At 66.9% G+C, this 21,295-nt stretch carries 20 protein-coding genes; 12 read left to right on the forward strand and 8 right to left on the reverse strand.

From position 1 onward, the window contains the following. Positions 1-479: 479 nt before the first annotated feature. From ACFWE2_RS15850 to ACFWE2_RS15860, 3 genes are all read right to left on the reverse strand, one after another. Positions 480-959 carry a hypothetical protein gene (locus tag ACFWE2_RS15850; protein ID WP_377225175.1) on the reverse strand — a complete coding sequence of 160 codons (480 nt, stop codon included), beginning with the start codon at positions 957-959 and terminating at the stop codon, positions 480-482. A gap of 552 nt (positions 960-1,511) precedes the next feature. Next, the gene (locus ACFWE2_RS15855) at positions 1,512-1,889 is read right to left on the reverse strand and encodes a hypothetical protein (RefSeq protein ID WP_377225176.1); all 378 of its coding nucleotides are present in this window, start codon (positions 1,887-1,889) and stop codon (positions 1,512-1,514) included. Between the two features lie 10 nt (positions 1,890-1,899). Continuing rightward, the gene (locus ACFWE2_RS15860; RefSeq protein ID WP_377225177.1) at positions 1,900-4,581 is read right to left on the reverse strand and encodes a restriction endonuclease fold toxin-2 domain-containing protein; all 2,682 of its coding nucleotides are present in this window, start codon (positions 4,579-4,581) and stop codon (positions 1,900-1,902) included. Positions 4,582-4,708: 127 nt separating this feature from the next. On the opposite strand from ACFWE2_RS15860, the gene ACFWE2_RS15865 reads away from it, so the two are divergent. Continuing rightward, a complete protein-coding gene (locus ACFWE2_RS15865) occupies positions 4,709-5,323 on the forward strand; it encodes a hypothetical protein (protein WP_377225178.1) in 615 nt (204 codons plus the stop codon). A 62-nt stretch (positions 5,324-5,385) separates the two neighbouring features. On the opposite strand, the gene ACFWE2_RS15870 is transcribed toward ACFWE2_RS15865, so the two are convergent. Beyond that, positions 5,386-5,712 (reverse strand): GIY-YIG nuclease family protein, encoded by a 327-nt coding sequence (locus ACFWE2_RS15870; RefSeq protein WP_377225179.1) that lies wholly within the window; start codon positions 5,710-5,712, stop codon positions 5,386-5,388. 179 nt (positions 5,713-5,891) lie between these two features. After that, positions 5,892-6,839, reverse strand: coding sequence for an HNH endonuclease (locus tag ACFWE2_RS15875; RefSeq protein WP_377225180.1), 948 nt, complete (start codon positions 6,837-6,839; stop codon positions 5,892-5,894). A 201-nt stretch (positions 6,840-7,040) separates the two neighbouring features. Here ACFWE2_RS15875 and ACFWE2_RS15880 point away from each other — a divergent pair, with 201 nt between their 5' ends. From ACFWE2_RS15880 to ACFWE2_RS15890, 3 genes are all read left to right on the forward strand, one after another. Next, the gene (locus tag ACFWE2_RS15880) at positions 7,041-7,544 is read left to right on the forward strand and encodes an HAD domain-containing protein (RefSeq protein ID WP_377225181.1); all 504 of its coding nucleotides are present in this window, start codon (positions 7,041-7,043) and stop codon (positions 7,542-7,544) included. A gap of 487 nt (positions 7,545-8,031) precedes the next feature. Beyond that, on the forward strand, positions 8,032-9,372 hold the full coding sequence (locus ACFWE2_RS15885; protein WP_377225182.1) for a DNA cytosine methyltransferase: 1,341 nt from the start codon (positions 8,032-8,034) through the stop codon (positions 9,370-9,372). Positions 9,373-9,386: 14 nt separating this feature from the next. After that, the gene (locus ACFWE2_RS15890; RefSeq protein ID WP_377225194.1) at positions 9,387-9,857 is read left to right on the forward strand and encodes a very short patch repair endonuclease; all 471 of its coding nucleotides are present in this window, start codon (positions 9,387-9,389) and stop codon (positions 9,855-9,857) included. On the opposite strand, the gene ACFWE2_RS15895 is transcribed toward ACFWE2_RS15890, so the two are convergent. Continuing rightward, positions 9,854-10,546 carry a hypothetical protein gene (locus ACFWE2_RS15895; RefSeq protein WP_377225183.1) on the reverse strand — a complete coding sequence of 231 codons (693 nt, stop codon included), beginning with the start codon at positions 10,544-10,546 and terminating at the stop codon, positions 9,854-9,856. The genes ACFWE2_RS15890 and ACFWE2_RS15895 overlap by 4 nt on opposite strands. Positions 10,547-10,674: 128 nt before the next feature. On the opposite strand from ACFWE2_RS15895, the gene ACFWE2_RS15900 reads away from it, so the two are divergent. From ACFWE2_RS15900 to ACFWE2_RS15915, 4 genes are all read left to right on the forward strand, one after another. Continuing rightward, entirely contained in the window at positions 10,675-12,069 is a 1,395-nt protein-coding gene (locus ACFWE2_RS15900; protein WP_377225184.1) for a hypothetical protein, read from the forward strand. Beyond that, the gene (locus ACFWE2_RS15905) at positions 12,069-13,904 is read left to right on the forward strand and encodes a DEAD/DEAH box helicase (RefSeq protein WP_377225185.1); all 1,836 of its coding nucleotides are present in this window, start codon (positions 12,069-12,071) and stop codon (positions 13,902-13,904) included. Before ACFWE2_RS15900 ends, ACFWE2_RS15905 begins: the two co-directional genes overlap by 1 nt. Before the next feature lie 70 nt (positions 13,905-13,974). Then, positions 13,975-14,730, forward strand: coding sequence for a protein NO VEIN domain-containing protein (locus ACFWE2_RS15910; protein WP_377225186.1), 756 nt, complete (start codon positions 13,975-13,977; stop codon positions 14,728-14,730). Between the two features lie 1,023 nt (positions 14,731-15,753). After that, positions 15,754-16,167 carry a hypothetical protein gene (locus ACFWE2_RS15915; protein ID WP_377225187.1) on the forward strand — a complete coding sequence of 138 codons (414 nt, stop codon included), beginning with the start codon at positions 15,754-15,756 and terminating at the stop codon, positions 16,165-16,167. Between the two features lie 610 nt (positions 16,168-16,777). On the opposite strand, the gene ACFWE2_RS15920 is transcribed toward ACFWE2_RS15915, so the two are convergent. Beyond that, complete coding sequence (locus ACFWE2_RS15920; protein ID WP_377225188.1) at positions 16,778-17,395, reverse strand: hypothetical protein; 618 nt, start codon at positions 17,393-17,395, stop codon at positions 16,778-16,780. Between the two features lie 130 nt (positions 17,396-17,525). On the opposite strand from ACFWE2_RS15920, the gene ACFWE2_RS15925 reads away from it, so the two are divergent. The 3 genes from ACFWE2_RS15925 to ACFWE2_RS15935 all read left to right on the forward strand — a co-directional run bounded on the left by ACFWE2_RS15925 (position 17,526) and on the right by ACFWE2_RS15935 (position 19,969). After that, the gene (locus ACFWE2_RS15925) at positions 17,526-17,981 is read left to right on the forward strand and encodes an SRPBCC family protein (RefSeq protein WP_377225189.1); all 456 of its coding nucleotides are present in this window, start codon (positions 17,526-17,528) and stop codon (positions 17,979-17,981) included. A 32-nt stretch (positions 17,982-18,013) separates the two neighbouring features. Next, a complete protein-coding gene (locus ACFWE2_RS15930; RefSeq protein WP_377225190.1) occupies positions 18,014-18,691 on the forward strand; it encodes a hypothetical protein in 678 nt (225 codons plus the stop codon). A gap of 78 nt (positions 18,692-18,769) precedes the next feature. Continuing rightward, positions 18,770-19,969 (forward strand): NUDIX domain-containing protein, encoded by a 1,200-nt coding sequence (locus tag ACFWE2_RS15935; RefSeq protein ID WP_377225191.1) that lies wholly within the window; start codon positions 18,770-18,772, stop codon positions 19,967-19,969. Here ACFWE2_RS15935 and ACFWE2_RS15940 read toward each other — a convergent pair. Then, positions 19,899-20,933, reverse strand: a complete 1,035-nt coding sequence (locus tag ACFWE2_RS15940; protein WP_377225192.1) for a DUF5937 family protein — start codon at positions 20,931-20,933, stop codon at positions 19,899-19,901. The two genes, ACFWE2_RS15935 and ACFWE2_RS15940, sit on opposite strands and share 71 nt — an antisense overlap. 165 nt (positions 20,934-21,098) lie before the next feature. On the opposite strand from ACFWE2_RS15940, the gene ACFWE2_RS15945 reads away from it, so the two are divergent. After that, entirely contained in the window at positions 21,099-21,257 is a 159-nt protein-coding gene (locus ACFWE2_RS15945; protein WP_377225193.1) for a hypothetical protein, read from the forward strand. The last annotated feature ends 38 nt before the right edge of the window (positions 21,258-21,295 follow it).

Genomic DNA, 21,295 nt, shown 5'->3' on the forward strand with positions numbered 1-21,295 from the left:
CTTTGCATCCTGGGGTGTCGTGGACACCTATGGACGGTCCTACTGCGGTTATCGGGGACCGACTTGCGGGTCAGGCCCCGGAGCTATCTCTCGGTCTGCTGTCCAGCGGTAACGACCTGCGGGTGGGGCGATATGGGGTGGCGCCGGCTTCGTGCGGCGCCAGGTCTCACCCTGCCGATCGATACCAACCGCTACGACCTGCGTCTCCGCGGAGTCGATCTCCTCCCATAGGTGTACCGAGATGAGCCGGAGGCCACCCTCTGTCGAATCGGCGTCGGGGAAGACATCACGTGCATCCCGCTGGGCGGACTCCATGGACAGCTGCAGGCCCTCCAGGTCGACGAGGAACTCCACGGGTGCCTGCTCAGGTGACACACGCACGAGAGCGCGGGCCTCAAGCGCGTCGACCTCGATGCGGCCCAAGACCTCACCGCCACGGGAAATCAGATCCCGGGCGAGATTCCGGGTGGAGTCGGAGATCAGCACTGGGATCCTGAGGGGTAGGCGGTGATGATGCGATGACTCGCGCGGGCCACCGAAACTTTGGGGAAGTACGACCCTACGACCTCGTTGTTGCGGTCGTCGACCAGCAAGATCTTGCGGGAGTAGCAGAAGGTGTCGTTGGCCGCGCGGTAGGCGATCCTGTCCGGATCTCTGAGTGCCCAAAGGATGCCGTAATCGGCTGTATCCCGCCAGTTCTCCCGTGCAACCGCCGCCCTGGTCTCCCACTCGCCAAGATGTCTCTTGACTATGTGTCGGTACCCCCATGTCGCGCTGCCGCACGTCAGGTTAGAGCCGCCGTACGTGATCGACCTGCCACCGATGTGGGCCTGCGAACGGTCCCTGAACGCTCGGACGATCTTCAGGTTCTCGTCGAAGACTCCGCACGCACCCCACGTAACGGATGGCGAAGCCGACCGCGCCCTCGCCTTGATATTTTCGTCCTCGGGTTCGGCCACCCACGAGTACAGAGGGGCCGCGGGCCCCGACTCATCGGAACCTGGAGATAGCGTCACCAGGTCTTCGGAGGCGACGGCAGCACCTACTCCGGCTCCCCCTACCAATGCGGTTCCAATAACCAGCGCACTCGCTTGCCGCAAGACATGTCGAATCAAGAATGTCCTCCGAGGTTTGGCCGCGGTACGCGAGATGCAACGGCAGCACGCTAGCCGTATGAACAAGACCGTGCCTGTCGGCGCCAGACGCTGAGGGTGGCGCTGTGCAGGGTGCTGCAGTCGGACACCGTTCCATCGAGAACGCGCGCTTCGGTCGCTGACCGCTTATGCGCGGACCTCCTCGAGAGTTATGTTTTGGCCGGTGAGCGATGATGTCGTCGGTCCAGTGCTGAAGCGGAAGCCGTGTTCGTTCCCAGCCAGATCTCCGACTTTGGCCTCGGCCGGGGGGATGTCCTTGTCTTGGTGAGTGGGTAGCCGGCTCGGATCACCGACACGGCCGTGGGCGCTGTGTTGGATCCCGGGTGCTGCAGCGACCTGTCGGGCCGCTTCGACCTGCTAACCGCGCAGTGCATGGACCTCGTCGGCCGTCATGTTCGGCCGGAGAGCGGCGATGTCGTCGGTCCAGTGCACGACGACGATCCCGCCGTCGGGGAATGTTGTGTGCTGCGTCAGGAGAGCGAGAAATTCGGCCTCGAGCTCGTCATCACCCTCAACCCCGATTGCCTGATTGTCTGCGTGGAAGTTCGCCACCACGACGTGCTGGCCGTCACCGATCGTGAGCTGCTTGCTCAGCAGGCGGGCCAGGTCAGCGAGTTCAGGACCGGTGATGTCGACGTCTTCGGCGGACGGCCATCGCCGAACTGAGGCAGCGGCGATCTGGTCGGGGTCGAACCTGTGCTCGCCCGGGGTTACGGCCACCAGGAGGTCTGTCATGGGTCTCCAATCACTCCGGGACGATCCGAACATAGCCTCGGATGCCCAGGTCCTTCATCCGAGACTCGATGAACTCGGCCGCCTTCGTACTGTTCGTCGTCAGCTCGACCACGCCGTCGCCATCCATCACCTCGTTACCTGCCTTCTGCAATCTGAGCAGTGTCTCGTCCATCTCGTTGATCGCTCGCTCGCGAAGGAACTCCGGGAGCGTGTCGGGCACGTAGAAGCTGTTCGACTTGCTCACATGCTTGGCGTCTCCGACAGCACCGTACTGGGACGTAAAGCCGTCCGGGTGGGCATGAGCCACTTTGCCGTCGGCGTTCGTACCGATCGGTACCACTCGTTCGTTCTCGCCGTAGACCTTGACCTGGTAGTCCTTGGCGGCGCCTGATCCCTTGACAGACGTGGAAGCGTACGAGTCGTACCGGGCGGCGGCCACTGCTTCGTCCGTCTGCGACAGTGCCGGCTTCGTGGTGCCGTCCGCGAGAGGAACGGGATCTCGCCGCAGGAAGTGGGCCATGTCGATCGCGCCGGTCTCGTCCGTCCAGTCGAAGGTGTCGCGCCGTGTGGCCCACCACAAGCCGGGATCGGCGATCAGGTCGTCCGCAGTGTTGCGCAGGATCCGTCCGGTCGCCGCGCCGGCAAAGTTGCCGGGCGCGAACGTCAGTGCGACGCCGAGGGTGTCGGCGGCGAGCTGGGCCGGAGTCGCGGTGGCGAAGTAGTCACGTGTGGCTTGCTGCGGGTCACGGACGAAGGTCGCGATGCCTGCTGACTTGTCCAGGCCCCAGGTCAGGACGCCAGAGATGCCCAGGGCCAGTCCGAGCGACCCGCCGGACAGCACGACCAGCGCGGCGATGCCGGCGCCGATCGCGAGCTGGGCCAGCAGCGGCTGGTCGTGCCACCAGTCGGCGAGTGCATCGAGTACGCCCGCCAGCCACGGGTGCGGGCTCGGCCCGGGGTCTGGAGTAGCGTCGGGCGGCAGGCTGGGGAACTCGAAGCCCGGGTCCAGGGACGGGAAGTCGTTCGGGTCGAACGAGGGCAGATCGCTCGGTAGCGCTGTCGGTAGATCGCTCGGCGCAACGGTCGGTAGATCGGTGGGCATCTGCGTGGGCAGATCGGGCAGAGCCGTCGGCAACCCGGACGGGAAACCTGTGGGTAGGTCGGTGGGTAGGTCGGTCGGGTTCAGGCCAGGCAGCTGGTACTGGTCGTTGGTCGATGTGCCGATCTCACGCGCCGTGGCCGGCGCGGCAGCGAAGATCAGCCAGCCGAGTCCGGCCAGGACCGCGACAGCCGCCAGGCGGCGCGCCCACGGGTAGATGCGCGCCGATGTGTGCTCGTAGGCCAGCTCGCGCAGGGCACGCTGTCCGGACACCAGCGCCGCACCGCGAGCGGCGGCGACCCGTCGGGGCTCGGCGGGCTCGCCACTGTTCGGCGGGCGTCGTGCGTGCCCGGCGAGAGCCTGCGCGACGTCACGTCCGACGACCCAGACCAAGCTGGTGATCGCACCAGCGATCGTGTTCACCACGGCAGGGGCGCCGAGGGCAGGACGCGTGACCCAGGTGGGTGCGGGGTGCCCGGTGAAGTTGGCGGCAGTGCGGGCCGCGAGCCGGACGGCGTCGACCAGGAGACACACCAGCACCAGGAGCAGGAACACAGGGACACGTCCGTGTCCGTTCCCTAGGAAGGACCAGGGGATGCGCAGCCACCAGGGGATGGTCGTCGAGTCCGGGTCGAGCCAGGCGGGGGTGTCGCCGTCGCCGGGCAGTGCACTGAACAGGTCGAGGCCGGCGTTGTACATCGCGTGGTCGGCGATCGCTGACCACAGCGCCACCACCGACAGTGCGGCCAGGGCGAGCCCGGACAGGCTACGTCGTGCCTGCCAGGCTGCGACCGCGAGGCCAACCACCCCGGTGACCAGAGCGGTCATGATCGCGTGTCCGCCGAACTCGGCGACCGTGGTGGGGGCGAGCAGAGCGCCATCCGTGCTCATCGGGGTCGGAACCGGTGCAAGGCCGAACCGGACGTACCCCGGCGGCAGGACGGCGTCGGGCGTCAGGCCGAGCAGGGAACCGAAGCCCACGTTGCCGGTCGCCAGGGCGGTGCGTCGCAGCGACTCCTCGACGGCGAGGAACGCCGTACCGGACGCCAGCCCCAGCAGGAGCCAGTCGACGGTCGCGAAGCGGGCGGCCCGCCGCGGCGCGAGGAGGACCAGGACCACGATCGGGACGAGCTTGCCGGCCTCTTCGACGACGCCGGCGATGGCGACCTGGGCACCGGTCTCCGTGACGGCGAACAGATCGAACTGTGCGACCTGGCCTGCCATGATCGTGGTCACCACGCCGATGCCGACCGACGACGGAACACACAGCGCGAAGAAGCCTAGGAACCCGGACCAGGTCAGCGTCTTGGTCCGCGCGAGGGCGAACCACGCAACCACGACCCACAGGCAGCCGAGGTAGGCGCGCATCCCCAGACGCAGCTCGGGCAGGAACAGCCACAGCCCGAGCAACCACAGCAGCGAACCGGCCAGCACGACTGTCCGGGCCACCGCCAGCGCGCGGGCGGCGCGCGGGTGCGAGCCGAGCCAGCGGGAACGCCATACGGCCAGGTGCTGCCACCACTCACGGGGCGCGGGGCGGGTGCCCGTGACCGGCGCCGAGGTCGGTGCACGCCCGAGCGGCGTTGTGGTCATCCTCAGCCCCCTGCCTCGGTAATCCGGGCAAACCGTACGGTGGGTGCGGCCGTGGAGGCAAGGAAGCCGACGTGACCCCGCGACCCGTGGCCTGCGGTCCCCGGGAAATGGCGTACGGGTAGGTTGCTTGACGACAGCGAGCCGTTCGCACCAGGGGGTGATCTCGATGCCATCGATTCCGCGCGGCGTGGGGCGCCTACTCGACCGGTCGAAAGAGGGGACCATCACCCCGGCCGAGGTGGAATCCGTGGTCGCCGCGATCGAGAGCGGCGTCGGTAAGGACCGGCTGTACTCGCTGATCCACATAATTGCGCGTAGCCGACCGCAAGGCGCCGAGACTTTGCTCCTGCGGCATCTTGAGTATCGGGAGGACCCCCAGGTCGCGGCGCTGGCCCTGACGACGCTCGGGGTTCAGTGGAGATGTTTCGATCAGGTACGGGGCTTCACCATGGCGGCCTTGGATGGACTGACCTGGGATGTGTTCTCCGACGTACAAGACGCTGCGATTGGGGTGGCAGGTGAGGTCCTGCGAGCCCGTCCCGACTGTGAGCTGTTGGAGCGTCTGCTGGCGCTGGCGCTGGACTCCGACAGGTGGACGGCCGGTCATCGATATCGTGCCCTTGCTCGGGCACTCGGTGCTTCGCAACAGGAGTTGTCTGGGGTCCCGCAAACGGCGAGCGCGTGGACGCGAGAAGCCATCGCGCGCCGCGCACGGGTGAGGTTCGATCGGGAATGCTCCTGAATAAGACGTCGAGGTATCGCATCAGTTCCTGGATCCCAGGTGAGGGCTGTTCGCCACCTGCGTTATACGAGGTTGAGCCGAGGCAGTCGGGTCTGGCGCAAGGTCTTCTCCAGGGCGGCCGCCGCGAGCTTGGTGGGGCACGTCAACCATGCGACGTCGCAGACGCGCAGCCACTCGTTGACGACGCCGACCTGGTCGGCGGACAGGATCGGCGGGCGGCTGCGAGCCATCACACGCGTCACCCCGAGCTGGTGTACGGCGACAGTCGCTCGCAGCGTGCTGCGGCTCAGGTCCTGTGTGGTGGCCAGGTGCGCTGAGAGTCGGCTGCGCAGGCTGGTTCCGGCGAGTCCGACGTACACGCACTCGTCGTCGCGGAACCAGGCGTACACACCGGGTACCTGTGGGATGGCGGGACGGGTGAGATTCCCGGCGTGAGATCGCGGTGCCTTCAGGAGGCGGGTCCAGCTGTCGTCTGTGGGCACTCGCGAAGTATCCGACGAAAGGGTCTCGCCGGGCACAGCGGATCTGCCAACGAGCGCCCAGCTTTCTCGCCGCGGCGCTGATCAGGTCAGGAGCGATCGAACAGGGGCCGCTCGCGGTGTTCGCGCCAGTGGTTGTCGAGCCACTCGACCTGCTCGGTTCGGAGTTGGGTCGCGAGCGGTCGGTCGTGAAGTCCGGCGTATTGGGGATATTCGGCCAGGTCGGAAGCGACGTCGATCCGGAGCCTCGTGGGGTCTACCGAGAGCAGGCCGTCGTCGAAGAGCCGATGGATGTCCCTGCGCAGCATCAACCCACCGTGCTCGAAGTGCTCCCCGAGCTGGGCGTAGCTGTACAGGTGTCCGGCTTCAAGAACGCGCGGGGGAGCGGCGCCGGTAAAGGCGCAGGTGCTCCCCTGGCTGGCGAGGATGTGTTCCCGGAACTTCCGCTGTCCCCGGCGGACACGAACGATCGAGTGCTCGAAGCCGTGGACGAGCTCGATGCGCGGTTCGGTCGCCGTCGGCCACGACAGGTCTGGCACGCGGGCGCTTATTCGGTCGAGTGCCCGGTGGGCGTTCTTGTTCGCCAGGGCCTGGTGAAAGGCGGGCCACTCGATCTCCCGGACGGAGTTGAAGCTGCCGCTCTTGAGGATGAACGGCCGGATCTCGCCCTCGTCGAGGAGCCCGTCCAGCGCTGTCCACGCAGCGTCGTAGCGGGCCGCGTACATCGTCACGTCGACCTTCTCAAGGTGCGGCGTGTCGAACTCCGATCTGCATTTTGTATTCGAGCACCGGAACCGTGGCTTGGCTTTCGACGGCGGATTCGGGCGGGTCTTTCCGCACCTGGGGCACCGCTGCATCGTCTTGGTGCCGGGAGCTTCCTCGATCTGCTCGATCACCGAGATCCCGAGGAGCCTGTCACCGTCCCACAGGGCGATCGGGTCGCCCACCTGCAGACGCTTGTGGTTCTGGACCTTGCCGTCGTACAGATACTTGATGCCGAGCTGGTCGTCATAGAGCGACCCGCCGTCGGTGGTCATCAGCAACCAAGCGCGCCGGGAACCAGGAGCGTCCATGCGCACAGCTTTGCACGAGCGGAATCGTCGTGACCGTCAGGTTCGTTCGGAGGGCGGGGAATCACCCGGGCTGCAAGTGTCCTCGCACGTCGTGCGCCTCGCACGATCTGGAAGGTAGACGCACGCCGGGTGCCGGCCGCGCGTGCAGGCCGCTATCGTGCGGGCGTGACTGTTGCCCGCCCACTGCTGTTCCTCGACGTCGACGGGACCCTATTGCCGTTCGGTGGGCCCGGGATGCTTCCTCAGCCTCGCGACGGCAAGCCGGAGGATCCGGACACGCCGCGTCCGGAGCTCGACTTCATCGATCCAGCTCTCGGCCCGCTGCTACTGGGTCTGGGCTGCGACGTGGTGTGGGCGACGGCCTGGATGGGTGACGCGAACGAGGTGATCGCGCCGCGGGTTGGGCTACCCGAGCTGTCGGTCGCTGACCTGCCGCCCTATGGCGAGCACGACCCGAACAGTCTGGGGTGGAAGACACGCGCCCTGGTCCAGGTTGCGGCGGGCCGACCGTTCGTGTGGGTTGATGACGTCATCACGGAGATGGACCGCCGGTTCGTCGAACTGGAGCATCCTGGGCCTGCGCTGCTGTTCCAGGTCGAACCGTCTGTCGGGCTCACTGCTGATGGCGTCGCTGAGATCGCGACGTGGCTGCTGGGTCTGGAGTCGTGACGGGGCGCGCAACGCCGTCAACCGGATCGAATGTTCCGACGGCTTCGCGGATCTCAAGGTTCCAGAACGCCAACAGACTCGGCGCTAGCCTGGGCTGGCGCAGGTAGTCTCAGCCCATGGCAGACTCGACCAGCCCAGGTGCTAACTACCTGGTCGGCCCAATCCGTAAACTGCTGAGCGGATCGGGCCACCCAGCGTCTGCGCCAAGCCCAACATCCTTGCCTGGCGGCGATCTGGGCTTCGGACTTCCTGACTGCGGCTACGTTCGCCTGCGGCTCTTCATCGGAGTTGACCCAGTTGTGGTCGAGTTCCAGACGTCCGCCAGGCCGGACTTGCCCTGGGACGCTGAGCAATTGAAGGAAAGTGCAGAACCGGCCGCGTTGCTTGCGCACAGGAGATCATCGGTCTCGCCGACCGGCTCGACGCCGGGTGAGCGGGTTCACGACTACGTTGCGACTCGCTCGCAATGTCAGACGCTCGTGGTTCGATGAGGCACGATAGAACGGACGTACCAATCCAGGAGCTGATGATGAGTGGTAAGCGGACGGTGATCGAGATCTGCGCCGGAGCCGGCGGCCAGGCCCTCGGGCTTGAGTTGGCCGGGTTCGAGCATCTCCTTGCCGTGGAACTTGATCCGACCGCTGGCGCGACGCTCAGCCATAATCGCCCTACTTGGGACGTGCGCATCGGCGATGTCGCCGACACCGCGGTCTGGGACCCGGCAGAGTACGCCTGGAGTTCCGAGCGCGACCCCGATCAGGCCAGCCGGGTCACGCTGCTCGCAGGCGGAGTGCCGTGCCCTCCGTTCTCGATCGCAGGCAAGCAACTTGGTGCCGAGGACGAGCGAGATCTGTTTGCTTGGGCCGTCGAACTCGTGGGGAAGGTCAGGCCAAAGGCCGTTCTCCTGGAGAACGTCCGGGGACTGTCGATGCCGCGCTTTGCCGGCTACCGGCAACAGATCAAGGACAGGCTGGCATCGTTCGGCTACTGGTCGGATTGGAAGCTTCTCGAAGCCCGTGATTACGGAGTCCCGCAGCTTCGTCCACGATTCATCCTTGTAGCTCTGCCTCAAGAGGAAGCGCGGTTCTTCGAATGGCCGGAGCCGACGCCCTGCACTGAGACGGTTGGTAGCACCCTCCGGGAACTCATGGGAGCAAACGGTTGGGCCGGGGCCGAGACATGGGCAAACAAGGCTGACTCGATCGCTCCAACTATCGTCGGCGGTTCGAAGAAGCACGGTGGTGCGGACCTGGGTCCGACGCGGGCGAAGCGTGCGTGGGCCGCAATCCACGTTGACGCAATGGGTGTTGCTGACGACGCGCCGCCCGAGGGAGCCGACGAAGGCTTCATGCCGAAACTGACGACGGAGATGGTCGCCCGCATCCAGGGCTGGGGCCCGGGCGAGGAGTACGCCTGGGAGTTCACCGGGCGCAAGACGTCGAGGTACCGGCAGATCGGCAACGCCTTCCCGCCTCCGGTCGCCCGGGCTGTGGGGAAGTCGATCATCGCGGCGCTTGAGCACCGAGGGAAGCAGAAAGATCTCGCTGAGCTCGAGGCCGAGCACGTCCATGACCCTGTGTACCTGGCCTTGCGGCAGGCTGAGTGCCCGCTCTCCCTGCACGAGCTGCGTAAGGCATCCGGCGGAAAGTTGACCGAGGTCGACGTCGAGCATGGCATCAACCTCCTGTCCCGCGACTTCGTAATCGATGTTGAGGGAGACGGCGACGCGCGCACGTACCGGTTTGTCCGTTTCAAGGGCTTCGTTGGCCAGGAGAACCACCAGCGTCACCTTGCGTTCACCGGCCCTGGGAGGTCGCGGATCAGTTGAGCGACGGCACTGTCGTGAGGCCAGGAGGTCCAGAGCCGCTGAACCCACGGCGCCGGAACATGCAGGCCAACCGGCGGCGTGACACGGGACCAGAACGGGCAATCCGGTCCGCGTTGCACGCCGCCGGGCTACGCTACCGCTGCGACTACCGCATCGATCTTCGGAGCGGGCATCGTGTCCGACCTGACATCGCCTTCACCAGGCGGCGGATTGCGGTCTTCGTCGACGGCTGCTTCTGGCACTCGTGTCCTGAACACGGTAGCAACCCTCGAACGAACAGCGGCTACTGGGGGCCGAAACTTGCTGGGAACAGGGAGCGGGACGACAGGAACACTGCCGAGCTCCGTGCGGCGGGCTGGGCTGTCATCCGGATCTGGGAGCACGAATCGGTGGCTGAGGCAGCCGAGAAGATTATGAACGTTGTGGGCCGCAGCTCCGCTCCAGGCAGCGCGGGTAATGTCCGCGACCGTAACGATGATACCTAGGCTCCGTGGCGCCGAAGCGCGTTGCGGACCTCCTCACGGGCACCCGACGGGAGTCGCATGCACTGGCTCCAGATCTTCTCCGCCGTAGACGCCTCGCGCCTGCCGACTTCGAGCCAGCGCAGGAGGCTGGCCCGGTCCTCCGTAGTCAGCCCGTCAACGGCGCGGACGACCTTGGTCGCGTCCCGGACCTTAGAGCCCAGGCCGGCGCGACATCGCTTGCACTCGGTGACAAGGCCGGTCTCCTCGCGTCCGCCAGGAAGAACGACCGAACGCCGGGAGACGGCAAGCACGGCAGTCTGCGCTGGAGCGTCAGGGTATTCCTCGCCGCCGGAGATCCCGCACACAGTGCAGAGGTAGTCGTCGCGGGCCAGGATCGCCTCTCGTTCCCTCGCGGTGACGCCCTTATCGCGTTCCGCTTTGCGCCGCGCCACGGGATCCCACACTGCAATGCCTTGTTGAGCGAAGCGCTGCTGCTCCTGGGAGAGAGAGGCGTCTTCCTTCGAGGACAGGATGGTCCACCCCCAGTCGCGCAGATCTCGCATCCGGCGGTCGGATTGCGCCACCCCCGGGAACGCTTCACGGAGCTCGTTCTTCGTGAAGACGTGGCCCTTGCCGACCACCTGCACGAGCCATAGAGCACACCGGACCATCGTGCCATTCGCGGGATCTTGCCACGAGGGCATCGTCATCGAGCTGCTCCTTCGACTCGTACGGGTGAGTTTCGGCTGGAGATCAGGTCGCATGTCAGTGTCACCTGGCATGATGCCCAGTAACCGCATGCCCGACGAAAATATCGCACAACTGGGAGAGACATAGCGTGCCCCTGCGCGACATCGAAACACCCCTTGCCAGCGAGATCACCGCCACGGTCGAAGAGCGCCTCGCCGTTGCGGAGAAGGAATCGTCGCCCGAGACGATCCGGGCCCAGTGGCGCGGTGTTGACCGTGTCTTTCACGTTATCTCGATGCCGGTCAAGCAGCTGTACCTCAACCCGACGACTCACCGGGTGAGTGCCCAGCGCGTGTTCGACCCGAAGCGCAACGAGGTGCTCGAAGCACATCCGTGGAGCGCCGAGGCGCAGGAGTACCTTGCCGACCTGCTGCGAGCGCATCCTTCGGCTCCCGGCACGCCGGACCCGGAGTTCGAGATCCTCAAGGCTGAGCTGGCGAAGTCCGGGCAGCAGGCACCTGGGCTCATGACCCGCACCGGTGTCCTGGTTGACGGCAACACGCGGTGCGTTGCGCTCCGGGACCTTGGCGAGGAGCATATCCGCGTCGGCATTCTTCCCGCCGACACATCTCTGGCAGACGTCTCTGCTCTCGAACTGCGAATCCAGCTCCGCAAGGACAAGCGCCGCGACTACCCGTACGTGAACCAGCTCATCTCGATCGACGAGCAGATTCGCAACGGCCGGACGCCGAAAGACGTCGCGAGCGAGTGGAACATCAACCTGGACACCCTGGAGAAGGATATGTGGGCGTTCCAGCTGATGCACGAGGCTGTAGAGCGCAGCCGCACTGCCGGTGGACACCAGCTAACGCTGCTGACCTTCAACGACCAGCGCGAGAGCCTCCGCGAGATCGCGCGCGTGTACCGGGCGATCAAGGGAACCGACCCTGAGGGCGCCGAACGGCTGCGCGAGTCGCGGCTGGCGGCCCTCGTTCTGCGCCTCCCCAAGACCGCGCTGCGCCACCTCGACGGGGATTTCCACACGCGATACGTCGAGAAGCGCCTGCCGTCCGCGCTCAAGACTGCCGCGCCCGAGGCGCAGTCCGTGGCGATCCCCGGGCTCGACGTTGCCGTGCAGGACCACGGCGATGATACGCGGACCGTCAAGGCCCTCACCGACCGCATCCTCCAGGCGAACGCTGCGGTTCTTGCCGGGGACGACGACGCTACGAAGGCTGCAGAGCTCATCGCGGGAGTGACGGAGGCATTCAGGGACGCAGCCAAGGTTGCTGCCGCCGACGAGAACTACCGGAAGAAGCAGAGTGCCGTCTCCGACCGCGTGCAGGACGCCGCCGATCTCCTCATCCAGGCAGCCGACGAGCACTCAAGGTCGCTGGCCGACCGGACTCTGGATTTGGAGGCTGTTGACGCTGCCCTTATGGAGCTGCGGTCAGCGATGACGATGCTTGCCAAACGCGCCGCCCGCGGTAGCACCGAGCCCGGCGATGGCGTCTCGTGGCTTCTCGAGGCTGTCCAGGACTGATGACGACCGCGACGCTCCCGACGCTCCGCCTTGCGTTCAGCCCGGACCCGGCGCGGGCGAGGCTGACCGCAGCCGACGGCCTGGGCGAAGACCTTCGCCGCCTTGCGATCCAGTTCCGGACCGCCACCCACGTATCGGCGGTAGTCGTCGAGGTCGAGATCGACGACCTGATCACAAACCTTCGCGTGCTTGCATCGTGGCCTCACACGGGACCCGGCACCGTCGAATGGGACCCGCGACTCAGCGCCCTCGCGAAAGATTCCGTGCTCGATGGGCGGGCCGTATCAGCTCGTCTCGCATCAGACAGTCCGACCTCAGACGACGTCAGCGCAGACGAGGTTCGCGGACGCCTCGGACCGAACTGGACTGGCAACCTTACGGCGTTCCAGCGCCGAGACGTAGCGAGGCTCCTCTCGCTGCGGCACGGTGCCAACTTCTCCGTGCCTGGTGCCGGCAAGACGCGAGTAGCTCTCGCGGCGTTTCAGGCCCTCCGCGAGCAGGGCAACATACGCCGACTGCTCATCGTCGGGCCCAAGTCGTCCTATGACGCCTGGATCACAGAGAGTAACGCGTGCTTCGGCAAGCCACCGACGATCCAGGTCCTGGAGAAGACTGTCGACCCTCTCGCTGAGGTGCTGATCGTCAACTACGAACGGCTGGCTGGCAGTCTCGCACGGCTCTCGCATTGGCTCGACGCGCAGTCGGCCATGCTGATCCTCGACGAAGCGCACCGCATGAAGCTTGGCGCGGACGGGACCTACGGAGCCGCGTGCCTCGCGCTCGGCCCGCACGCACGCCACCGCCTCATCCTCACCGGCACGCCTGCCCCGAACGGCGTCAAGGACCTGGAAAACCTTTTCGGGTTTGTCTGGCCGGGGACAGGGCGCCAGAAAGTGATCCAGGCCGTTGCCGGAGGCGATCTCGCCGCCGCATCGAAGGCACTCCAACCGCTATTCACGCGGACGACGAAGCGAGAGCTCGGACTTCCCGAGGTGACGACCACGGTTCGGCGACTTGCGCTGCCGCCACTGCACCAGGAGGTTTACGACGCGCTCTTGGGGCAGTTCTCCGCCCGCATCGTGCGTTCGCCCGACGACCTGGAGCAGCTCGGCAAGATCATCGTCTACATGCTCATGGCAGCAACCAGCCCGGCGCTCCTCGCCGTGGGCAGCACGCGCTACGAGCCGCTCGCGTATCGGGTGCCGCCGATCCAGGTCCCTCGCGACACCGAGCTCTTTCAGCTGCTACAGGACCTGCCGCAATACGAGTTCTCACCCAAATACCGCGAGGTGCTTGCGATCGTTCAGGCGAACGCGGCCGCCGGACGTAAGACCCTTGTATGGTCAACGTTCATCCGCAGCGTCAACACGCTGCGGGACATGTTGTCGGCCTTCTCGCCCGCCGTCGTTCACGGCGGTACCGAGGACCGGGAGTTGCAGATCGAGCGGTTCCGGAATGACCCCGAGTGCTTCGTGTTGCTGTCTAACCCCGCCACACTCGGCGAAGGCATCAGCCTGCATCACCACTGCCACGATGCCGTGTACGTCGACCGGGACTTTGCCGCAGGGCGCTATCTCCAGAGCCTGGACCGCATCCACCGTCTCGGCCTGGAACCCGGCACCCGCACCAGCATCACGGTTCTGGTCTCCGAATCCACGATCGACGAAGTCGTCGAGGCACGCCTCGGCAAGAAGCTCGACTTCATGGGACGGATTCTCGACGATCCCGACGTTCAAGAACTTGCAGACCTCGATGAGGAACCCTCGATCGGCGGCGGGCTTGACCAGAACGATCTGATGGCGCTGATGGGGCATCTCCGTGCCAATGCCGCCTGAGCCGATCCTCCGGGCCGCTGCTCGATGGCTTGACCTGATCCCTGGCAGCGGAGTCGATCGAGTTCGGTCCGTGCTCCACACCAGCCCCCGGTTCGCCGACCTGACGCCGAGTCAGTACGCAACTGGCCTGGCGTGGCTCGACGAGACGGGCCTGCTCAAAGGAGCGGCCGGAGTCGGATCCGCTAGCCAACGAGTCTTCGAGCGAGCAGTTGCTGACGCTGAATGGTTCCCCGACGCCGACATGCTGATCCGCGAGCCCGCCGAGCTGCCGGCAGATGCGCGCGAGATAGCAGATGGGCTCAGGCTTGACGAGCAAGACGCATTCCAGGCGATACGCGCAGTCTGGGGACTTTTCGACGACACACAGCGAAAGGCGATCGGCGCTGCCGGGGAGAAGGCGCTCGTCGGCCTTCTCCGCGCGACGACGGCTGCCGACGTGGACCATGTCGCGGCGTGCGCAGACGGATACGGATACGACGTCGTGGTCTCTGGCTCCGGAGTAATTGCGCATCTTGAGGTGAAGAGCACGACGCGCCACGGCCGCCTTGTGGTCTACCTCTCCCGCAACGAGTTCGAGACCATGCTCGTGGACCCACAATGGCACCTCGTCGTGCTACGACTCACCGGACAGCACACTATCGAGGCGATCAGCACGGTTTCGAACGACTCGCTGCGCAAGCTCGTGCCGTTGGATCACACGGCAGGTGGTCGGTGGGAGTCCGCAAGGTTAACGCTTCACAAGGGGATGCTTCGAGGAGGGATCCCCGCCTTGAGCGGACTCGTGACTGACCCGACCCGTGGTGTCCTGATCGCGGGTGGCGCTTGACTCGAGTAGTATCCCAGGGGATCTGACCGGCAAATCGCGCGGTAGACCACTGGGCTCGGGCTAGCAATGCTGGCAAGGCCGACTCGTGCGGACGGCTCTAGCCCCGACATCGGTCGACGCCGTATTCTGATATCGGTGGTGGACTCACCTCGCGCACGTCGACGATCTGAAACCCCGCTGACGCCCCACCAACCCCGGTTAAGGGCCGATCCAGCAGGCAAGGGCCGCATTCAACGTCTGAACCGGAATGGCAAACGCGACTGGCCAGCCAGCCGCTTGTGTCCGCAGGCCCGGAGATTGCGACTGCTCGGGCCTGGTGACTTCACGCACCGCCTCGGTGCCTACGTTCAGGTTGATTGGTCCGATCATCCGATCTGTCGTGCTCGCGACCCGAGGGCGTGCTCCATGCACCGCTGATGATCCGGCCGTCGCCGGGTCGCCAGCAGCATGAGCGACGCGCTCCGGACGTGCCCGGGACTCGCATGCCTGAATTGGTCGATCGAGTAGAACCATCCGGGGGCGTATCGACGAACGCGAGCAAGCGTGCCGGTGGCATGCCCGCTGCGCTACGTGCGCCGGTTGCCGGTGCCTAGTCTGAGAGTGGTACGCAGCAGGCACTCCCCACCCCCGCCACACTAAAGACCGCAGAATTCCAACGATCACTCAGCTCGGGCGAGGGTGGAAGGCTGCTGGCTTTTCACGAAGAGGGCTCTGCGGCCTATGGGTCGGTGTGCCAGGTGGCACACGAAGTGCCCCCGATGTTCGGTGTGAAGTTGTGGCGGTCGGCACGGGCGTCGGCACGATCGTTGCCCCGCTCCTCTGTACCAAGATCGGCGTGGGCGCTGACTGCCGCGCAGGGGTTCAAGAGGGGAAGTCGGGTCGCTGGGCGCGAATGGGCCGGGCGGGGTGGTGGATTCCCACTCGATCTCGCCGCGGGTGGGACGAACTGGGCGCGAAGGTTCACCCACCATGCCGGGCGCGTTGGCCTCAGACACGCCAGTAGCGCGACGTAGATTGTTGGTCATGTTTGGACGGGACGATTTTGAGTGGCAGCGCCTGATCGAGGCGGGTACCGCCTTCCTCGTCGAGCAAGCGAGATTGCGGCGCACAACGACGTACACGGAGATGGATGCGACGTTGGCGCGCCGAACCGGCCTGCGACGATTCGACTTCTCGCAGGTCGAGGAACGTGCTGCGATCGGTGAGTTGTTGGGCCGGATCGTTCGGTCTGATATCGCCCGCACGGCGTATGCGGATGGCCCGCTCATGCTCTCCGCGCTTGTGATGTATCTCAACGAGAACGACGCCGGTACAGGGTTCTATGTCCTTGCCGAGGAACTTGGATTGCTTAGCCCGGGTGCGACGAGGATGTCGAAGGAACGATTCTGGATTGACCAGGTGACGCTACTGCAGGCCCATTATGCCGCGCCACGCTAGCGGACCGATCGGAAAGAAAATCGCGCGGTGCTGCCGGACTGGCGCAAAGCAACATGGCAGGTTCCAAGACCTTACTCTTGATGCCTTAATTCGAACTCAATCCAGTAGACGCGGGCCCCGAGACGTCCCTATTTCATGGGAGGTTCCGCTCGGGACTCGACCTCGTCGATGCGGAGCTGGCGACGACGATCGTCTGCGAAACATCACCCCGTTCCGCTGCCCGAACTGCTGGCGGTCTTACTAGACTCGGTTCGAGACGAGCCCACGGACGTCTGGAGGACAATAGGATGAGCCTGAGCAGGACGCGAACTTGCTCCTGGTGCGGAAAGCCAGGACACGATAGGCGGTCATGTGAGGTTCCCAGCAATGCCGGGCGGTGCAGCGTGTGCCATTTCCATGGCCACGACCGACGCAACTGTCCCCAGTTGAGGGAGTAGATGGTTCACTCGGCATCAGGGTGCCATAGGGGGTGGCGTAGAGAAGTCTCCGGATTGGTCGTTTCTCCTGTACATATAAATCAGTCCTTTGACAACCGCCAGCCCTCAGAAGACCAAACGAAGGCGGGTCCCGGCAATCACCAGGACCCGCCTCCAAACGCCCTACCCCAGAATCACGGCCGGATCGTAGGAACGAAGTTGTTCAGCAGGAACTTCCCCTTCTTCCCCGGCGGCAGCTCACCCATGAACCGAGTCACGACACCGGTCCGTTCCGACTTGACCCACAGCTGGAAGTCGATCGTCTGGACCGAAGGGTCGGCCCAGTGGTCGGTCTGCGCGGCCACGAGCACAGCCTTCGTGGCGCCCTCGACCTCGACGTACGAGGCGTAGTAGCCGAGCTTGTTCAGGTCCTTCGGCTTCGGCATCGTCTGGTCCACGAAGGGCGACTGGACGAGGATTCGCCAGTGCTGGTCCCCGGACTCCTCGGAGATGGGGTTGGGGGAGATCCACTCGTGGCCCTTGCCGCCGTCGCCCACGATCTTCTCGCCGGTCCACTTGGCCGGGACCTTGTAGTGGACGCCGTTGGTCTTGGTCTTCTGCCAGTTGTCGGTCGCGCCCGGGGTGGGCTCACCGAGCTTGACCTCGGTCCCGACCTGGGGGCAGTCAGCCGCAGCCATGCAGGCCACCGACGACGTGCCGGCGGTGGCGGTCGTCGTCGTGCCCGCCGTGAGGCCCACGACGAGGCCGGCCAGCAGGACCATCGAACCTATCTTTGCCTGTGTGTTTCGCATGTCTCCTATGACGCCGCAGCGGTCCGGATGGTTGTGCCTGTTTTCAAACTCGTGAGATGTACTGGCAGGTCGGACGCTATTTCGGCTGATTTGCAGGCCTCAGCGGCCGAGCCGCCGATAGAGTCCCGGCATGACCGGCCCTCGGCGCTACCGCGACGTACGCACCGCCACGCTCACCGCGGCACCGGAGGTCGTGTGGCGCGCCGTCCTCGATCAGGTGGAGGTGCTCGGGCGACCGTCCTGGTACGTGCGGCTGATCGGCTGCCGCGACCGGCGCGCCGCGGGTCCGAGGCCACTCGCGGCAGGTTCGGTAGTCCCGGGATTCAGGGTGACGACGGCGGATCCGCCCGCCGAGCTCGTGCTCGACGGCGTCCACCGGTTCTCGGTCTACACGCTCACCTTCCGCGTCGTCCCGACCGATGCGGGCACCCGCCTGGAGGCGCACACCGACGCGGTCTTCCCGGGCTTCCTCGGCGCCATCTACCGCCTGCTGGTGATCGACTCGCGCCTCCACAAGCTCGCGACCCGGAGCATCGCGACGCGCATCCGCCGACGGGCAAGCAGCCTCGACGGGAGCCGCCCGTAGAGTTTGCCTCTCGACCAACGGGGGAGAGCGCCATGACCGGAGACCCGCACGCCGACCAGAACCCGCACTCGCCGTCCGACCGAAGCCTGCGCTCGCCGTCCGACGAGGAACGGCCGGCCGCCCAGCCGGAGGTCGAGCAGGCCTGCGCCGAGGCGGAGCAGCCCGAGCCGGGCAGCGCGCCGGAGACCTTCCCCGGGCACACCCAGGCCGAGGCGGAGACCGTCGCCGAACGGTATGGCTACGGCCGGCTCGTCCAGACGATCACGCTCGCCCCGTCCAGGCTGCTCGGCCTTGTGTTCGTGCTCGTGGTGGTACTCGCCCTCCTCGGCACCGTGCTCCTGTTCCGGTCCGACGGCGGCACGACCGCCCGGGTGGGCGGGATCGCGTTCTACCTCGCGGCGGCCGCGACCGCAGTCCTGGGCTTGGTGCCCTTGCCCCTGCGCCGGCCACGACCGCCGGTTCCCCGGCTGTTCGTGTTTCGGTGCGGCGTAGTCTTCGGCGTCGACGGGCTGCTGGCCCCCTACGCCTGGCCGGACCTGGAGCTGCGCCAGACGGTCGTCACCTCGACCGGCGGCTCGGACCAGCGGGAGGTCCGCAGGCAGGTGCTCTGGATCGGCCCGCGCGGCCGGAGCAAGCGGTTCGCCGTCCCCTCGTTGCACCACAAGACCGTGACCGACCTGGCCAGGGCGGGCGGCGCGACGATCAGCTGACCCACGTCCAGCCCTGGCGCACGCCCGCTTCACGAAAACGGATGGGTCGACCAGGTCGTGTGCGCAAGGATGACGGGCGTGGACCCACGAGCTGACGCCGCCGCCCTGGTCGCCGACCGCTACCCGGACGCGCGCTGGGCGCTCCTGGCGGGCAGCGTGCTCGACCCGGGGTCCCGGACGGCGGGTTCGGACCTCGACATCGTGGTGTGCGTGCCCGACGACGCCGTCGGGCACCGCGACGCCACGCGGTGGCGGGGCTGGCCGGCCGAGCTGTTCGTGAACACCGAGGCCGGGCACCGCTGGTTCGTCGCGCAGGAGACGGCGCGGCGGAAGCCGACGCTGGCCCGGATGATCGCGACGGGCGTGCCGATCGTGGGGGAGGCCCACGTCGCCGGGCTGAAGGCCGAGTGCCAGGCGGTGCTGGAGGCAGGTCCGGGACCGGCGTCGGACACCGCGCTGGAGGACGCCAGGTACGGCGTGACCGACCTGCTGGACGACCTCGCCTACGCACGCGACGGCGGCGAGGCGGACGTGGTGCGGTCGGTGCTGTGGGAGCGGGTCGGGCACCTGGCGCTCGCGGCGGCCGGGAGGTGGGACGGCGGCGGCAAGTGGCTGCTGCGCGAGCTGCGTGCCTGGGACCTCGGGTACGCCGCCCGGTGGGTGGCAGCCCGGCACGACGACCGGACGATGGTCGCCGTGGCGCGGGCGACGCTCGACGCGGCGGGCGGGCCGTTGTTCGAGGGATACCTGCGGCAGGCACCCGTCGTCGACGAGATCGCGGCGAACTCCACCCCGCCGTCCGCGGTGGTGCGCCGGGCGGCGCGCGCGATCCTGCTGGACGACGAGGGCCGGCTCGTGCTGATCAAGCGGACGGTCCCGGGACGCGCCCCGTACTGGGTGACCCCTGGCGGAGGCGTCGAGCCCGAGGACGCCTCGGTGGAGGACGCGCTGCACCGCGAGCTGGCCGAGGAGCTCGGCGCGACGGCGCGCATCGTCCGGCAGGTGTTCCTGGCGTCCCAGCCCAAGGACACCGGGATCAGCGTGCAGCACTACTACCTCGCGCGGGTCGTCTCGATGGACCTTGCGCTGCGGTCCGGCCCCGAGTTCCAGGAACCGGTGCGCGGCACCTACGACGTCGAGCGCGTCGACCTGCGCGACACCGCTGCGCTGGCCGGCACCGACCTGGTACCCGCCGCGCTGAAGGCCTTCATCCGGACCAACCGCGACGCGCTGCTCGCCGAGGCCGAGGTCCCTCTCCCGCACCGCCGGAGACCATGAGGGCTTCTCCGACGTCGGTCAGGAAGTGGTGTGCCCGGCCGTCCCGCCGGACGGTGGTGATCAGACCCGCGGCGCGCAGCTTCGCGGCGTGCTGACTGATCGCTACGGTCGTCGTGCCCGCGGCGGAGGCGAGGTCGCGCTGGGTTCGCTGCCCCCGTGCGATCGCGGCGAGCATCGTCGCCCTCGTGCCGCCCAGCACACCCGCGAGGTCCGCGACCCGGGGCGATGGTTGGTGCTCGGCACCATCGGCGTCGCGTGCCAGGGGGTAGGTCAGGACCAACGGCGCGTCCGGGTCGAGCGGGATGTGCCCGCTGACCCGGGTCGCGAAGTAGCTCGGCGCCACGACGAGACCTCTGCCGCCCAGGTCCAGCACGGCGTCGGTGTGCTGGTCCACGGTCAGTGTCGAGGTGCGCTGATCCCACCCGACCGTTCCGTGGAGACGCCGGAGGACCTCGCCGAGCCCGTCCGTGGCCAGCTCGGCGGTCCGAGCCCGCAGGTCGGCGGCCAGGTGGCTCTCGATCGTCGTCCACTCGTCGCCGATCAGACCATGGGCATAGCGGTGGAGCGCGCGGAGGAACGCGCGGCGTTCGGCGTCGCTGGTGAGCATCCGCCTGAGCCGCGTCAACGACGGATCGCCGAAGGGGCTCAGGTAATCCACCTCGGCTCTCAGCCGCTCCGCGGGGGCATCGAGGAACGCGGCGGCCGTGCCGGCCGCCGTCGGCGTCGGGCCCGTCACACCCACGAGGTCGAACAGGCAGCCGGTGCGGGACGCGAAGCTGTTGATCTCCAGCTCGTCCGGCGCCGCGAGCGACCGGCGCATCCGGTCCCTCCAGGCCAGCCAGCGCCGTCCGGGGTGCGGTTCGCGCAGGACCGCGACGCTCTCCCACGCTTCGGCCAGCGGCCCGATCGTCGGCACGAACCTGACCTTCGTGAGGTCGGCGGGGGTCAGGTGGAAGCTGGTCATCGATCGACGTGTCCTCGGGTCCGCGCTTCGGTGGAAGGGCTCGAAACAGGAACGGTGCAGGCCAGGCGACGATTCCCCCGGCGATAAGGCCAGGCTTTCGACTCTCGACCGGCCGAGGGTTCCCGGGCGACGGTACTCGTTCAGCCGTCGATGAAAGGAAAGCACATGAAGGCACGCACCCTGGGGGCCGTCCTGGCGGCCGTCGCGTTCGGCGCGGTGGCCATGGCCGCGCCGGCCGCGGCCGACGACGCGACGGACTCGGTCCGCATCACCTCGGTCAGCAGCACCGCGGCCGTCGTCGCCCCCGACAACCGGGACTTCTGACCGGCCGTCGCCGCGGGGCGCCGGGTGCGGTCGCACCC

The organism is Promicromonospora sp. NPDC060271, assembly GCF_042726755.1.
Taxonomy (GTDB): Bacteria; Actinomycetota; Actinomycetes; order Actinomycetales; family Cellulomonadaceae; genus Promicromonospora.

What these genes read in the sequence shown, in the direction of transcription:
- ACFWE2_RS15855 (WP_377225176.1), bottom strand. Translation starts at nt 1,889, where the DNA reads ATGACAGACCTCCTGGTGGCCGTAACCCCGGGCGAGCACAGGTTCGAC.
- ACFWE2_RS15860 (WP_377225177.1), bottom strand. Translation starts at nt 4,581, where the DNA reads ATGACCACAACGCCGCTCGGGCGTGCACCGACCTCGGCGCCGGTCACG.
- ACFWE2_RS15875 (WP_377225180.1), bottom strand. Translation starts at nt 6,839, where the DNA reads ATGACCACCGACGGCGGGTCGCTCTATGACGACCAGCTCGGCATCAAG.
- ACFWE2_RS15885 (WP_377225182.1), top strand. Translation starts at nt 8,032, where the DNA reads ATGAGGCACGATAGAACGGACGTACCAATCCAGGAGCTGATGATGAGT.
- ACFWE2_RS15895 (WP_377225183.1), bottom strand. Translation starts at nt 10,546, where the DNA reads ATGACGATGCCCTCGTGGCAAGATCCCGCGAATGGCACGATGGTCCGG.
- ACFWE2_RS15905 (WP_377225185.1), top strand. Translation starts at nt 12,069, where the DNA reads ATGACGACCGCGACGCTCCCGACGCTCCGCCTTGCGTTCAGCCCGGAC.
- ACFWE2_RS15915 (WP_377225187.1), top strand. Translation starts at nt 15,754, where the DNA reads ATGTTTGGACGGGACGATTTTGAGTGGCAGCGCCTGATCGAGGCGGGT.
- ACFWE2_RS15920 (WP_377225188.1), bottom strand. Translation starts at nt 17,395, where the DNA reads ATGCGAAACACACAGGCAAAGATAGGTTCGATGGTCCTGCTGGCCGGC.
- ACFWE2_RS15925 (WP_377225189.1), top strand. Translation starts at nt 17,526, where the DNA reads ATGACCGGCCCTCGGCGCTACCGCGACGTACGCACCGCCACGCTCACC.
- ACFWE2_RS15930 (WP_377225190.1), top strand. Translation starts at nt 18,014, where the DNA reads ATGACCGGAGACCCGCACGCCGACCAGAACCCGCACTCGCCGTCCGAC.
- ACFWE2_RS15940 (WP_377225192.1), bottom strand. Translation starts at nt 20,933, where the DNA reads ATGACCAGCTTCCACCTGACCCCCGCCGACCTCACGAAGGTCAGGTTC.
- ACFWE2_RS15945 (WP_377225193.1), top strand. Translation starts at nt 21,099, where the DNA reads ATGAAGGCACGCACCCTGGGGGCCGTCCTGGCGGCCGTCGCGTTCGGC.